The sequence below is a fragment of the Planctomycetaceae bacterium genome, assembly GCA_041398785.1.
GTDB lineage: Bacteria > Planctomycetota > Planctomycetia > Planctomycetales > Planctomycetaceae > JAWKUA01.
On sequence record JAWKUA010000005.1, the window covers coordinates 200,439 to 213,778 of the forward strand.

Below are 13,340 nucleotides of genomic sequence, written 5' to 3' on the forward strand. Positions count from 1 at the left end.
CCATGACGCTGTCGATTACCGCGGTATTTATGCGCCGGACGGACGGCGAGGTACTCCTGAAAGTTCACCAGCAGGTTGACAATCACCGTGCCGACGGCCGCAAAGAAATGGGATCTGTGCGGCTGCGGTCAGGCCAGCGTGCCGTCCAGCGACGCGGGGGTTGCCGGGTCCGCGACGGCTCCCAGAGCTCCCCGTCGTCACCAGCGTGGCTGGGACCAGCGTCATCCCCGGCAGCAGGCCGTATTTGAGTTTGCTGGTTATGTCCGTGCAGGGCGGCATCCAGTGAGTATGCGTGCGTGGTCTCTTCGATCCAGCGGCCGGTTCCCATGAAGTATGGCGTCAGCAGAATGGCGTGGACCAGAGCGGCAAACGTCGTGCACGCTCCCAGTGCCGATCAGCATGTGCGTGCCGATTCGCTGCTGGACGGCGGCAGCCGCCTGCTGAGCGTCGCCGATGTTCAGGCCGCGAACAACGGCGACCAGCAAGCTTAGATTGGCCAGTACGACCAGTGTCGGGAAGATTCGCTTCACTTTGTTCGAGCGTCATTGACGTCGACTGTTTGACGGTCTGCCTGGAAACTTCTGACCCTGAGCCTCACTGCTGAGCGTCATGCGTTCCACATTTTCATCAACATGCTGTCGACGCTGACCCGTGTTGATGTCGAATTTCACGCGACCGGCGCCCGTCGAACTTTCCAGGGACACGGCGACCGGCGCGTCTTCTTTGGAAGGCTGCAGCGTGACGGAAGGTGTGAAGTCGATGATCGCAAGATTTGTGGATCCGATTCCCGGCCGACGGGCGGTCATCCTGGGGCTGAGTTCCATCGTTCCGAACGGCAGTTCCATCTTTACTGCGATGTCGTCCACGTATCTCCCGGAGACACTTCCTGGTCGGGAAGCGTGACGGCCGTCTGTTTCATCATCTGCTTCAGAGCGGTTTCGTATCGAGACTGCCGGGAACGCCGGCGGACGAATTGCGAATTGCATCCAGCAGTTCCTTCGGAATCGAGACTTCGTCAACCTTGCCGGTCGGCTTCATCGTGACGGTGAATTCCTTGCCGACGATGTTGCCGAAGGTGTCCGCCATCGCCTTCATCAAAGGATTTCCCGGCGGCGTCGGATCCTGAGTATCAAATTCCGCCGTTCCCGTTTGCGAGTTCTCCATCCGCAACTGAATGCGGTTGATGACCTGATTCATGATCACGTCACCCGACGCGGCGATTTCGGAGATGTTCCACACCATTCCCATCTTCTGGTTGATGGTGTTGGTGACGTCGGTTCCGGCGACATTGACGGACATTTCCATCTTCTGCTGAACCGTGTAATTCAGCGTTTCGCCCCGGTTCAGTTTCCAGCGCAGCAGATCCTGAGCATTCGACGACGAAGGGGATATCGCAGCCACAGACAGCGAAAGTAACAGCACGGATCGCATCAGTCTCATCAGTGTCTCCCTGAATCAGCGTTGTTCGACGGGCCGAAAATCGGCGCCAATCGAAGCCTCCTGCAGATTCGCCAACATGGCGAACCTTCCTGGCACTGTGACGCATTCTAGTGCGGAAGCCCGTTTCGACTCAAAGCCAGTCCGCGAGTGAGAATCGCTATTCTCCCGCCTTGCGGACTCCCACGGTCAGCAGCAGATTCGCCCAAAGCGCCTGATCGCCGGTTTGAATGGTCAGCACGTGATCGCGGGACGCGACCGCGTCGTAGAAATCCCAGCGTTCGATCGGCTGCAGTTCCACCGAAACGCCAGCCGTCCTCAGAATGTCACGGTATTCGTCCCACACGGGAGGATCGTGGTCCAGCCTATACGGATCGTCGTCCGGCATTCCCATCGTGTTGACCGCTTCCACCGGCACGGCCGCCAGCAGCACTTTCAGCACCTGAGCAACCGTCACGATGCCGGGAGCCAGGTTCAGACTGACAAGCTGAGCTTTCGGACCAATCGCCGACGACGCGGGATAGTTTCCGTCAGCGATCAGAATCTTCGAACTATGCCCGGCCTGAGCAACCACTTCGGAGATCTTTGGATGAATGAGTTCGGATCGAAGCATGGTGAGTTGAGGGGGCAGGGGTCGGGATTCAGGGTTTGAAATGCGGGGCCGACAATGATAGCGATGCATTCGTCGGCTTTGGCGACGTTGCTAACTTTGAAACACTGACCGAAACGTTTCCATCGTCTGGCGCGCGGCTTCGACGGAATCGGGGATTGGAAACGCTTCCGCGCTGCAATAGCCCTGGTAACCGATATCCGCCAATGCCTGAGCGACGGGAGCGAAGTCGATGTGACCGCGGCCGGCCGCCTGTCGGTTGGAATCGACGAAATGAACGTGACCGATGTGTTTTCCGCCGTCACGCAGAGCTCCGGCGATGTCGGCTTCTTCAATGTTCATGTGAAACAGGTCGGCCAGCAGCAGCACGCCGTCGGTGGCCAGCGGCTTCAGCAGCTCGACCCCTTCCGCCATCGTTGTCGCCAGGTTCGTTTCATAGCGATTCAGCGGTTCGTAGATCAGCGGAACGTCGTGCTGTTTCGCGTGTTCGCCAAGTTCATTCAGGCAGTCCCGCAGGTAACCGATCGCGGTCGCCTTGTCGGTCTTGTCATCCCATTTGCCCTGCATGGAACCGATGATTGCGGGGGCTCCAAAGCGGGCTCCGGCGTCGATGATGCCGCGAATGAAGTCACATGCCTGAGCGCGGCGAGTCTGGTCGGCGTCACAAAGGCTCAGGCCGTGAACCACCATGCCGGCTCCCGTACCGACGGCGGCCAGCTTCAGTTGATACCGTTCCAGCAATTCCTCCAGCGGCAGAGCACTGATGGCGTCGGCTGACTCAGCGAACAGTTCCACCGCGTCGAACCCGAGTTCCGCGGCTGTCCGGCAGCCTTCCGCAACGTCGCCGTGAAACACAAACGGGCCTTTGCGAGCCTGTTCGACAATGCTGATCGTGACGGCGGATCGGATCATGTTGCGTCTCCCAGCCGAATATCAACGCTGGCGGCGTGAGCGGTCAGGCCTTCCTTTTCCGCCATGCGCCGGACGTGTTCCGCATCGCCGGCCAGCGCGGATTGATCGTAGGAGATCACGGAACTGCGTTTGAGGAAGTCGGAAGACGCCAGCCCGTTGGCGAACCGGGCCGTTCCGCCGGTCGGCAGCACATGCGACGGACCGGCAATGTAGTCGCCGAGAGCAACGGGAGTGAAATGTCCCAGAAAGATGGCTCCCGCGTTTTGAATTCGTCCCAGCATGGATTCGGCGTCGTCCATCGAGATATGCAGGTGTTCCGGCGCGAGCAGATCGGTCAGTTCCGCGGCTTCGGCTTCGTCACGAGCGAGGATCAATGCTCCGTAGTCCTGCAGGCATTGCCGGGCAAGATCGCCTCGCTGCAGTGTTGCCAACTGTCTTTCCAGAGCACTTCGAACCTGCTGGATCAGTGGTTCGTGCCACGTAATCAGCACGCCGGAGCCGGGGCTGTGTTCTGCCTGGGAAATCAGATCCGCGGCGACGAAATCCGCGCGAGCCGTGCTGTCGGCCAGCACGATGACTTCGCTGGGACCGGCGATGCTGTCGATGTCTACGTCACCGAAAACATGCTGCTTTGCCAGCGCGACGAACAGATTGCCCGGCCCGACGATCTTGTCGACTCGCGGAATTCCCTCGACGCCGTAAGCCAGTGCCGCCACTGCCTGAGCACCGCCGACGCGGTAAACTTCCGTCACGCCGATTTCGCGGCACGTGGCCAGCATGTCGTTGTTGTACCCGCCGAATTCCGTCGGCGGCACCACGATGGCGATCTCCGAAACCCCGGCCGTCAGCGCCGGAACCGCTGTCATCAGGACTGTAGACGGATACGCGGCCGCGCCGCCGGGCACGCAGATCCCGACTCGCTTCATCGGCAGATGCCGCTGCCGAAGTTCCACCTTTCCGCCGTTCAGTTGACGCGTCACACGAGCGTCCGGCGGCAGCACGGCTGACTGGAATTCGGCCACGTTGTCTCGAATGCGGCGGACCGTCGCCAGAAAATCCGGCGAAACCGCCGCCGTCGCCGCCGTGAATTCGTCCGGACGGACTCGCAGCGTCTCCGGCGTCAGTTGCTTCCGGTCGAGCTTCGACGTGTATTCCAGAACAGCTTCGATTCCTCGCGAACGAACGTCTTCGCAGATGCGCTGTACGACCATGCGCGGGCTGAGTGCTTCGCCGAACAGTTCCATCGTGCGCCGGCGCCCGGCTTCCGAAACCACATCGCCGCGCGGACTGAGCTTGTCACGCAGTTCACGGAAGAGCTGTCGGGCATCGCTGCTGCGGCAATCGATGGTCTGCATGAAAAAGGTCTGACCGCTGTTCATGCGGGGATTGAAGTGGAATGCCGGTTGGCGTCAAGGTACCGGTGAGGAGTTTTCCGAAAGTCAGCGTGCTATGCTGCCGCGGGATGACGCTGCGTGGCGCAGTGTCGCACACGAGATTCCGCGAACTGAAACACCGCCGGCCGAACGCGATTATGATTGACCTTCGAAGTGATACCGTCACCCGGCCAACTCTGTCGATGCGGCGAGCGATGGCGGAAGCCGAAGTCGGCGACGACATGCTGGGCGAAGATCCCACCGTGAACCAGCTTCAGTCGATGGTCGCCGACATGCTGGGAATGGAAGCCGCCGTGTTCGCGTGTTCCGGTACTCAGTCGAACCAGATGGCGGTGCGAGTTCACTGTGTTCCCGGCGACGAGTTGCTGATTAACGAAACCGGGCACATCGGAATCTTCGAAGCCGGCGGACCAGCGGTACTCAGCGGTGTCACTGTCCGCACAATTGCCGCTCCTCACGGAAAGCTGGATGTCGCCGATCTTCAGGACAAACCGCGGTCCGCCGATCAGCACCTGTGCCGCACTCGCCTGGTCTGCCTGGAAAACACGACGAATCTGGGAGGCGGCCGGGTCTATTCGCTGGACCAGTTGCGACGCGTGTCCGAGTGGGCTCGGTCATGCGGCCTGAAGCTGCATCTTGACGGAGCCCGGTTTTTTAACGCCACCGTGGCGGGAAACTACGATCCCCGCGACGTGGCGGCCTGCTTCGACACGGTTTCGATTTGTTTCAGCAAGGGACTGGGATGCCCGATGGGATCGATCCTTGCCGGTTCCGCCGCTGATATGAAACAGGCCCGCCGTGCTCGCAAGATGTTTGGCGGAGCACTGCGGCAGGCCGGAATCGTTGCCGCCGCGGCCGTCTACGCGTTGCAGAATCACGTTGACCGGCTGCGCGACGACCACAGCAATGCCAGACTGCTGGCGTCGAAACTCAGCGACATCGCCGGCGTGCGCCTGAATCCCGACGATGTGGAAACGAACCTGGTGTTCTTCGAAGTGGACCGCGAACTCGGCACCGCCGTGCAGTTGTCAAACGCATTGAAGGAACGCGGCGTTCTGATCGGAGCGATGGGCGGCCAGCGTCTGCGCGCGGTAACTCACCTGGACGTGGCCTCCGACGACGTGCTTGTCGTGGCCGACACGATCCGCGACTGCATCGCGACCGGTTTTCACGAACAGGCTGTGGTCGGCAGCGGACCGTATTCGAAGTGAACGTGAGTCGGGCCGCTGCGGCTTCAAATGACGACGGGTTTGCCGAGCTGCCGGCGCAGGGGAACCAACTGGCCGGCGTGCATCATCGGGTGTGTGGCGATCAGCAGGAAGATCGAACCCATCGTCGGAAACATGCTGCGATATGCTTCCGGGCTGGGATCGTCGAGCTTCTCGGACGGATAAGCGTCCAGACACGCCGTGACCGCATCATGCACTTTTCCCGCCAGTTCCGTGTACTGTTCCTTCGTCAGGAAATCGGAACTGTCATCGCTGGTCGCGTTTTCCTTGGAATGCTTTTCATCAAATCCTTCCGGAAGCTCCGGCGCGGCACCGGGCTGAATGCCGTTCAGCATCCCGCATTCTGAGCTGATCAGGTGACCGAGCTGCCAGGCGACATGATTGCAGCCCGCAGCAGGCCGCTTCATCAACTCCGCGTCGGTCAGGTCACTGATGTAGGAACTCAGCACCATGTTGCTGAGCGACAGAGTTTCTTTGATTGCTGCCTTGGCATCCATTTGAATTGTCCCGAATAAAGGTTTTGAATATCAGTCACGGTGAACATCGACTCGCGGCAGACTTGGCAACGACGCGGACTTCGGCTCGCGACACGCTGGGCGAAACCGGCGTCCGGGCGAAACCGGGTTCGCATCCTGTTCGCGGGAAGCGAAATTGCCGACACTCGCACGCATGCCTTCCGCCCTCCGGTCGTGAAACCGGATTCGCCGACTCCGCGTGCGTTCCGGGCATCGTTGCCGTGATGCCGCCATTTTTCAACGCTGCCCGCCGCACAAAAATTTCCGACTTCACGTTACGCATCACAGGAGCCGCCAGATGGGACGATCACAGACGGTTTGCTTTGCATTCACCGCGTTGCTTGTATTGACCGCTGCCCGGTCGGGTTTCGGTAACGACGATTCGCCGGCTGCGGCTTCGAGCGACCCTGTCGGTACCGGTCTGCAGCGGCCGGACACGGAATTTCGAATCTTTCAGTTTCCGGCCGACCGGATTCCACGAATCGACGGAAACCCGGACGACTGGTCAATCGTACCGGATTCGTATGCCATCGGTTCTGACCAGCTTCGCGATACCGTCGGTGAGCACGAAGGTCCGCCGGATCCGAAGGACCTTGACGTGAAGGTCAAAGTCGGCTGGGTGAAGGGCCAGAACCATCTGTACTTTCTTTACGAAGCGTCGGACAACTACTGGAACTTCATTCACGACGATCTGCGCAACGACATTTTCGAAATCGTGGTGGACGGCGACCTGTCCGGCGGTCCGCTGATTCGGCAGATGCATCCGAACAAACGGCTGAAGGATCGGCTGGACACGCATTTTCGGTTTCACGGAGTCCACGCTCAGAACTATCACATCTTTACTCCCGCCGAAGGCAAGGACTGGACGATGGTCTGGGGTTCGCAGCCGTGGATCCGGGAACTTCCGTTTGCCAACGCCGCCTGCCGCTATGGATTCAAACACGGTGAAAGCGGCAAACTAGTTCTGGAATTCTTCATCACACCCTTTGATCATGCTCCGCCGGATCGGACAAAGGCAGTCCCCTCCACGCTGACCGAAGGCAATGTTGTCGGTCTGTCGTGGTCGGTGCTCGATTACGACGATGAAAACTCCGATCGATTCACCGGGTTCTGGAATCTGTCGCACAAGACGACGATGTACGGCGACGCATCCGATTTGGTCGCGTTTCGGCTGATGCCGATTGAACCCGGCCTGAGAAAGCCGATCGGCGCTGACTGGACGTTTCAGGTACTCAGCCGTAACGATCGGCAGGTGGCGTTTCGCGATCAGTCGTGGGGCGACATTACGTCGTGGCACTGGACGTTCGGGGATGGCGAAGAGTCCGACGAACAGCACCCGATTCATCATTACCACCGGGCCGGCGAGTTCGTGGTGACGTTAAAGGTGAACGGACCACAGGGCACCGCGAAACTCAGCAAGGTCTGGGACGTCACGCTTCCCTGATCCGGCTGACTCGGACGATTGAAGACGATTCAACGGCCAGGTTCCGACCGGAAGTCGGCGGCAGTACAGCCATTTCGCGAACTTCCGTGCTCGGTGTCTTTCCGTGCCGCCGTCCTGGTCTTCCGCGAAAGGGACCGGCACGCTGCGAGGTCGCCGCGTCGATTCCGCAAGCCACGGCGGTTGTTGACGACCGTAGTAGCGCTCACCGCGCGGGAGGATACATTCTGTCCCCCTGGTTGCTCGGGAAATCGTCAAAGCGTCGCAGGATGCTGGAAAAAGGCACTGTTCCATCACAATTCACCCGTCGCAATCGTCAATTTCGGGATACCATGTTGGCTGAAGCGTGAGAAAAACCCGTGTCCGGGCTGATCTCAGGGGGCAGAACAGATGACCGGCCAATTTGCTGAAGATCCGCGGCCAAAGCGGCTGCTGGTTCAGGATAAGGTGCGGCTGCTTGACGTGGAGGAAAAGCACAACCGCGTCCGGGCTCTTCTGGAGTCAGTCGGGGTGGATGCACTGTTGCTTCAGGATGCCGCCAACATTGCGTGGTTCACGGCCGGTGCGGATCTGAATCGGCTGGCATCGGACAGTTGCCATACCAGCGTGTTCATCACCGCGGAAGCCAGGTTGTTCGCCACGAATGCTGTGGATTCGGCACAGATCTTCGAACGCGAAGCCTTCGGTCTGGGATTTCAGTTGAAGCAGCGCGAGTGGTTTCAGCCGCATCGTGAGTTGATCCGTGACCTTTGCCGCGGGCGAAAAGTCGCCAGCGACGTGGCGTTTCCCGAAACGAAGTGTGTCTGCGATGAAATCCGCGAAATCCGCGTGCCGCTGACGCCCCTGGAAGTCGACCGGATGCGGCGTCTGAGTCTGGTGGCGACTCACGCGGTCGAAGCGGCGGCTCACAATCTTTGTGTCGGCACAACCGAAGCAAAGGTCGCCGGCGAAGTCGCTCACCGGCTTGTGAAGCGAACCGTCACTCCCGTCAGAATTCAGGTCTGCGCCGACGGACGCAACGACCGTTACCGGCACTGGACTTTCGGTGAAGACCGAATTGAAAAGTACGCCTCGATTTCCTGTGTCGCTCGCCGATGGGGACTGCGAGTCGGCGTGTCCCGCACGGCGTGCCTGGGCGACGTTCCGGAAGAGATCTGGGACGCCCATCAGAAGGCCGTGCTGATGCTGGCTACGGGTCTGTTCTTTTCCCGTGCGGGACGCACGCTGGATGAAGTCTGGCAGAAGGTCCGCCGCATTTACGAAAAATTCGGGCTGCCCAGCGAATGGCAGAAGGCGGATCAGGCGGAACTTGTCGGCTTCAGTCTTTGCGAACAACAACTGCTGCCTGGTTCCACCTACGAAATTCCGGCAGCCGTGGCGATGCACTGGCATCCGTCAGTCGGGCCGGCAATGACCGGCGACACGATGCTGATTGAAAAGTCGTCCGTGCGGCGATTAACGATCTCCGATTCGTGGCCCGAATTGACGGTCTTTGTCAAAGGGCACCCCGTGCCGTGTCCGGGTCTGCTGAAGGTCCGCTCCGATTCAATGCCTGTCGCCACCGACGATTCCACATCATCCGCGATCTCACCGCTGCTCGACGCATCAGGTGTCACGGAGGAATCGCTGCCGCCGATGGATTCGATCTGGGAACTTGACGCGCAGTCCGATCAGCTCGTTTTCGAAGAAGAAGATTCGCCGTACCCCGAAGAATCTGTGCTGGAGTAGCCGGCTGATCGCAGCCGACGTGGTCACGCCAGGTTCTCCGACCACCGCGCCACCGCCGCTTCACCCGCGATCCGGAAGGGCGAGGCTCCCGCCGAGCCGCTGCGGAATCGGGTTCGGGCAAAACAGGAGTCAGACCGGCGATCGGCGGGACGGTACTGCATTCCGTGAGAGGCTGCGTATAATTCGCGGCGTTGTTCGAAGAGTCAGCGGATTCCGCGTTCTCGAACTCACCGCGATCCCTCCGAAATGCAAAGTTCCGCGGCGGCATCCGATTTCCTTCCCTGAAACCAGCCTGCATGTCTGATTCTTCGTCAAACCCGCAACCGGCGCAGCCCGGAAACGGTGACCTTTCCGAAACAACGCTGGGCGAATTCAAGCTGATGCGGCGTGTCGGTTCCGGCGGCATGGCGGAAGTTTATCTTGCCGAACAGACATCGCTGGGACGACCGGTGGCGGTCAAAGTGCTGATGGCGGACGCGGTCACCGGCCGCAACAACGTGCTGCTGAAGCGATTCGAACAGGAAGCCCGCGCGGCCGGGGGCCTCAGCCATCCGAACATCGTCCAGGTGTACATGATCGGGAAGCAGGACGGCGTTCATTACATCGTGCAGGAATTTGTCCACGGCCAGAATCTCAGCCAGTGGATCAAACGCAATGGTCCGCCGGAGTTTCTGGTCGGTCTGAAATGGATGGAACAAACCGCAGCGGCTTTGAAAGCTGCCAGCGATGCGGGCATTGTTCATCGCGACATCAAGCCGGAAAACATCATGGTGACTCGATCCGGCGACGTGAAAGTCACCGACTTCGGTCTGGCTCAGCTGAATCAGCAGAACGAACAGATGAACCTGACTCAGGCCGGCACCACGATGGGGACTCCGTGGTACATGAGTCCGGAGCAGATTCAGGGCGAGAAGCTGGATCATCGCAGCGACCAGTATTCCTTCGGCATCACGCTGTATCACATGTTTGCCGGCCAGCCGCCGTTTCCCGGCCGCAATTCCGTCGGTGTCGCCGTGAAGCATCTGAAGGAAGAACCCAGGCCGCTGTCGGAGTTTCGTCGTGATCTTCCGAAGGCCCTTTGCGACACCGTCCACCGCATGATCGCCAAGAAGCCGGAAGATCGTTTTCAGACTCCCGATGAACTGATCACAGCGTTCCGAAGGCTGGAGTCGGCTCCGCTGAATACGGAGTTTTCCGATTCCGCGGGATTCATGCATGTGCTGAAGGGCTGGCTTCCGGGAATTCAGCCGCTGCTGGCGGGAATCGGTGTTGCCCTGCTGGCGGGACTGCTGGCAGGTCAGTACCTGCTGACTCCGCTGCATCTGCCCGCCGCCGAACGCGGCCGGTATCCGCAGGAAGACACGGCGGAGAAACAGTTCGCTCAGGCCATGCTGCTGCGACACAACATCAGCGCGTGGCGAGCGGTCTATGAATACTATCCGGAAAGCATTGCCGGCCAGATGGCGCGGCTGCATCTGGCAATTCAGTACGCAACCAGGGCGGTGCCCGACTATACGGCCGCCGAACATGAATTGGCCGAACTGAAAACCTGGGCGTCCGCCAAGCGGGAGGAAAATCCGGCGATTCTGGTGCTGACCGTTTTGGCCCAGGCCTTCGTCGCGCGCCTGAAGGGTGACACGGAGAAAGAAACGCGAATCATCGACCTCGATCTGCGTGAATTCACAGCCGACGAAATTCGAGACGCGCTGGACAGTGGGCCGCAATCGCTTCGCGACAGCATCACCGCCGCTATCGTTCGCGACGGACTGCAGGAATAATCGCGCCTACAGCACAAAGCGGCTCAGGTCTTCGTCCCGGCGGATGTCTTCCAGCCGCGAATCCACATAGGCGCGGTCGATTGACACCGTCCTGGCTCCGCATTCCGGTGCTTCGAAGCTGACGTCTTCCAGCAGACGTTCCATGATCGTCTGCAGTCGCCGTGTGCCGATGTTCTGAGTCGTCTGATTCACGTAGAACGCCACGTCAGCGATCGCCTGGATGCCGTCTTCGGTAAACGACAGGGCAACATTGTCGACGGCCAGCAGTTCCGTGTACTGCCGAGTCAGGGAGCCGGATGGTTCGGTCAGGATTCTGACAAAGTCGTCTCTGGTCAGATCCTGCAGTTCAACACGAATCGGAAAGCGGCCCTGTAGTTCGGGCATCAGATCGGACGGCCGCGACCGGTGGAAGGCTCCGGCCGCGATAAACATGATCTTTTCCGTGGACACGGTGCCGTAGCGAGTCTGCACGGTGGTGCCTTCGACGATTGGCAGCAGGTCCCGCTGGACTCCCTGGCGGCTGACGTCGGCGGATTTTGAGCCTTCGCCGGAACTGCAGATTTTGTCCATTTCGTCGATGAAGATCATGCCCGAAGATTCCGTCAGTTCCACGGCTTCTTCATGGATCGCATCCTTGTCCAGCAGTCCTTCGATTTCCTGTTCATGCAGAACCTCGCGAGCCTGTGCGACGGTCATCCGGCGTTCGGTGTTTTTTCTTGGGCATCATGCGTTCCAGCATGCCCTGCAGATCCATATCCATCTGTTCCATCCCCATGTTGGTAAAGACCTGCACGGGCGACGAACGCTGTTCGATGGAAAGTTCCACGGTGCGATCTTCCAGCCTGCCGTCGCGCAGCATGTCGCGAAACTTGGCGACGGTGCGTTCGTGTCGAGCGTGCTGGGATTCGGTTTCCTCGTCGCCGGATTCCCCGGACACCACCTTAATCGCCCGTTCCGCGGGAACCAGCAATTCCAGCAGCCGATCCTCGACGCGTTTTTCGGCTTCGGCTTCGACTTCCCGCCGTTTTCTGGTGCGAACCAGGCCGATCGCGGCGTCGACCAGGTCGCGAATCATGCTTTCGACGTCGCGCCCGTAGTAACCGACTTCGGTGTACTTGCTGGCTTCGACCTTGATAAACGGAGCACCGGTCAGCTTTGCCAGCCGGCGCGTGATTTCGGTCTTGCCGACTCCCGTGGGGCCGATCATCAGGATATTTCGCGGAGTCACTTCGCGCCGCATTTCTTCGGACAGATTCAGCCAGCGCCAGCGATTGCGCAGCGCGATCGCGACGGCTCGCTTGGCGGCGTTCTGGCCGACAATGTGCTGGTCAAGCTGCTCAACCACCTGAGCGGGAGTCAGTTCTGACACGGCATTTCCTCAATGATGATGTTGTTGTTCGTGTAGATATCGATGTCGGCGGCGATCTGTAGCGATTCCCGGACGATCTGTTCCGCCGAAAGGCCGGAATGCCGGACGAGTGCCCGTGCGGCGGCTGTCGCGTAGGCTCCGCCGGAACCGATTCCGACAACACCGTCGGTCGGCTGCACGACATCGCCCTGACCGGTCAGCAGCAGCGTCAGTTCGGCGTCGGCGACAATCATCATGGCTTCCAGCCGCCGCAGAGCCCGGTCCATCCGCCAGTCGCGAGCCAGTTCCGTGGCGGCTCGCGCGATGTTGCCGGGATAGTCCTTCGCCTTTTCCTCGAATCGTTCCATCAGAGCAAATGCGTCGGCGGTTGAGCCCGCGAATCCCACAATCACACGGCCGTCCAGCATTCGCCGCAGCTTCTTCGTGTCGGACTTCATGATCGTGTTGCCGTGAGTCACCTGGCCGTCGGAACCCACGACGATTGTTCCGTTGTGCCGCACCGCCAGAACCGTGGTGGCTCGCCAGCGACGATTGTTGTCTTGTGATCGCGTCATTGAATTTCAGCCGTGGATGCCGCATGGGGACGTAGAAAACGCCGAAAGTCGCGGGACGTTAGCAGGTCCGGCCCGCAGGCTCCACGATCCGTTCGCCGTCGCCACCCGGTCTCGCCCGACCGCGATGATGGTTCCGGCTGCTCCCCCGCCTGCAAAACGTCGTCGATGTCAGGCCAGCGGCCGATAAGAACATACCCTCCCGTTTCAACGGGAGGGTCGAAGTTTGATCGCCGTTCGGGCGATCAAACGAGGGGAGGGCGTCCGAGCATCGAGAGTTCCCCGTGCGCCACCCTCCCCGCGATCGAACGCCTGAACGGCATTCAATCGGCGACCCTCCCGTTTCAACGGGAGGGTGAAACAATGGCCGCTCTGC

At 60.1% G+C, this 13,340-nt stretch carries 14 protein-coding genes; 5 read left to right on the top strand and 9 right to left on the bottom strand.

Annotation, left to right across the window (positions count from 1 at the left end):
* Positions 1 to 296 precede the first annotated feature (296 nt).
* Positions 297 to 491: a hypothetical protein gene (locus tag R3C19_07880; protein MEZ6060262.1), complete on the top strand. Its 195-nt coding sequence runs from the start codon at positions 297 to 299 to the stop codon at positions 489 to 491.
* A gap of 51 nt (positions 492 to 542) precedes the next feature.
* Here the strand turns inward: R3C19_07880 and R3C19_07885 are convergent, their stop codons facing one another.
* The 5 genes from R3C19_07885 to hisD all read right to left on the bottom strand — a co-directional run bounded on the left by R3C19_07885 (position 543) and on the right by hisD (position 4,314).
* Positions 543 to 866, bottom strand: coding sequence for a hypothetical protein (locus R3C19_07885; protein ID MEZ6060263.1), 324 nt, complete (start codon positions 864 to 866; stop codon positions 543 to 545).
* 61 nt (positions 867 to 927) lie between these two features.
* Positions 928 to 1,440 (bottom strand): DUF6263 family protein, encoded by a 513-nt coding sequence (locus tag R3C19_07890; GenBank protein MEZ6060264.1) that lies wholly within the window; start codon positions 1,438 to 1,440, stop codon positions 928 to 930.
* Positions 1,441 to 1,597: 157 nt separating this feature from the next.
* Positions 1,598 to 2,050 (bottom strand): RbsD/FucU family protein, encoded by a 453-nt coding sequence (locus tag R3C19_07895; protein MEZ6060265.1) that lies wholly within the window; start codon positions 2,048 to 2,050, stop codon positions 1,598 to 1,600.
* 90 nt (positions 2,051 to 2,140) lie between these two features.
* Positions 2,141 to 2,959, bottom strand: coding sequence for a sugar phosphate isomerase/epimerase family protein (locus tag R3C19_07900; GenBank protein ID MEZ6060266.1), 819 nt, complete (start codon positions 2,957 to 2,959; stop codon positions 2,141 to 2,143).
* Entirely contained in the window at positions 2,956 to 4,314 is a 1,359-nt protein-coding gene (gene hisD / locus R3C19_07905) for a histidinol dehydrogenase (GenBank protein ID MEZ6060267.1), read from the bottom strand. The genes R3C19_07900 and hisD overlap by 4 nt, the downstream gene beginning before the upstream one ends.
* 176 nt (positions 4,315 to 4,490) lie before the next feature.
* Here hisD and ltaE point away from each other — a divergent pair, with 176 nt between their 5' ends.
* Positions 4,491 to 5,564 (top strand): low-specificity L-threonine aldolase, encoded by a 1,074-nt coding sequence (gene ltaE, locus R3C19_07910; GenBank protein MEZ6060268.1) that lies wholly within the window; start codon positions 4,491 to 4,493, stop codon positions 5,562 to 5,564.
* Positions 5,565 to 5,587: 23 nt separating this feature from the next.
* Here ltaE and R3C19_07915 read toward each other — a convergent pair whose 3' ends face one another.
* Positions 5,588 to 6,079 (bottom strand): DinB family protein, encoded by a 492-nt coding sequence (locus tag R3C19_07915; protein MEZ6060269.1) that lies wholly within the window; start codon positions 6,077 to 6,079, stop codon positions 5,588 to 5,590.
* 316 nt (positions 6,080 to 6,395) lie between these two features.
* Between R3C19_07915 and R3C19_07920 the strand changes: the two genes are divergently transcribed.
* From R3C19_07920 to R3C19_07930, 3 genes are all read left to right on the top strand, one after another.
* Positions 6,396 to 7,541, top strand: coding sequence for a PKD domain-containing protein (locus R3C19_07920; protein ID MEZ6060270.1), 1,146 nt, complete (start codon positions 6,396 to 6,398; stop codon positions 7,539 to 7,541).
* A 387-nt stretch (positions 7,542 to 7,928) separates the two neighbouring features.
* A complete protein-coding gene (locus R3C19_07925; GenBank protein MEZ6060271.1) occupies positions 7,929 to 9,266 on the top strand; it encodes a M24 family metallopeptidase in 1,338 nt (445 codons plus the stop codon).
* A gap of 296 nt (positions 9,267 to 9,562) precedes the next feature.
* Complete coding sequence (locus R3C19_07930; protein ID MEZ6060272.1) at positions 9,563 to 11,044, top strand: serine/threonine-protein kinase; 1,482 nt, start codon at positions 9,563 to 9,565, stop codon at positions 11,042 to 11,044.
* Positions 11,045 to 11,050: 6 nt separating this feature from the next.
* Here the strand turns inward: R3C19_07930 and R3C19_07935 are convergent, their stop codons facing one another.
* The 3 genes from R3C19_07935 to hslV are packed head-to-tail and all read right to left on the bottom strand — an operon-like array spanning position 11,051 to position 12,967.
* Positions 11,051 to 11,740, bottom strand: coding sequence for an AAA family ATPase (locus R3C19_07935; protein MEZ6060273.1), 690 nt, complete (start codon positions 11,738 to 11,740; stop codon positions 11,051 to 11,053).
* Entirely contained in the window at positions 11,706 to 12,413 is a 708-nt protein-coding gene (locus R3C19_07940; protein MEZ6060274.1) for an AAA family ATPase, read from the bottom strand. The genes R3C19_07935 and R3C19_07940 overlap by 35 nt, the downstream gene beginning before the upstream one ends.
* Positions 12,401 to 12,967 carry an ATP-dependent protease subunit HslV gene (gene hslV, locus R3C19_07945; protein ID MEZ6060275.1) on the bottom strand — a complete coding sequence of 189 codons (567 nt, stop codon included), beginning with the start codon at positions 12,965 to 12,967 and terminating at the stop codon, positions 12,401 to 12,403. The genes R3C19_07940 and hslV overlap by 13 nt, the downstream gene beginning before the upstream one ends.
* Between the last annotated feature and the right edge of the window lie 373 nt (positions 12,968 to 13,340).

Coding starts and splice junctions, on each gene's coding strand:
- R3C19_07935 (MEZ6060273.1), bottom strand. CDS start 11,740: ATGACCGTCGCACAGGCTCGCGAGGTTCTGCATGAACAGGAAATCGAA.
- R3C19_07925 (MEZ6060271.1), top strand. CDS start 7,929: ATGACCGGCCAATTTGCTGAAGATCCGCGGCCAAAGCGGCTGCTGGTT.
- ltaE (MEZ6060268.1), top strand. CDS start 4,491: ATGATTGACCTTCGAAGTGATACCGTCACCCGGCCAACTCTGTCGATG.
- R3C19_07920 (MEZ6060270.1), top strand. CDS start 6,396: ATGGGACGATCACAGACGGTTTGCTTTGCATTCACCGCGTTGCTTGTA.
- R3C19_07900 (MEZ6060266.1), bottom strand. CDS start 2,959: ATGATCCGATCCGCCGTCACGATCAGCATTGTCGAACAGGCTCGCAAA.
- R3C19_07915 (MEZ6060269.1), bottom strand. CDS start 6,079: ATGGATGCCAAGGCAGCAATCAAAGAAACTCTGTCGCTCAGCAACATG.
- hslV (MEZ6060275.1), bottom strand. CDS start 12,967: ATGACGCGATCACAAGACAACAATCGTCGCTGGCGAGCCACCACGGTT.
- R3C19_07895 (MEZ6060265.1), bottom strand. CDS start 2,050: ATGCTTCGATCCGAACTCATTCATCCAAAGATCTCCGAAGTGGTTGCT.
- R3C19_07890 (MEZ6060264.1), bottom strand. CDS start 1,440: ATGAGACTGATGCGATCCGTGCTGTTACTTTCGCTGTCTGTGGCTGCG.
- hisD (MEZ6060267.1), bottom strand. CDS start 4,314: ATGCAGACCATCGATTGCCGCAGCAGCGATGCCCGACAGCTCTTCCGT.
- R3C19_07930 (MEZ6060272.1), top strand. CDS start 9,563: ATGTCTGATTCTTCGTCAAACCCGCAACCGGCGCAGCCCGGAAACGGT.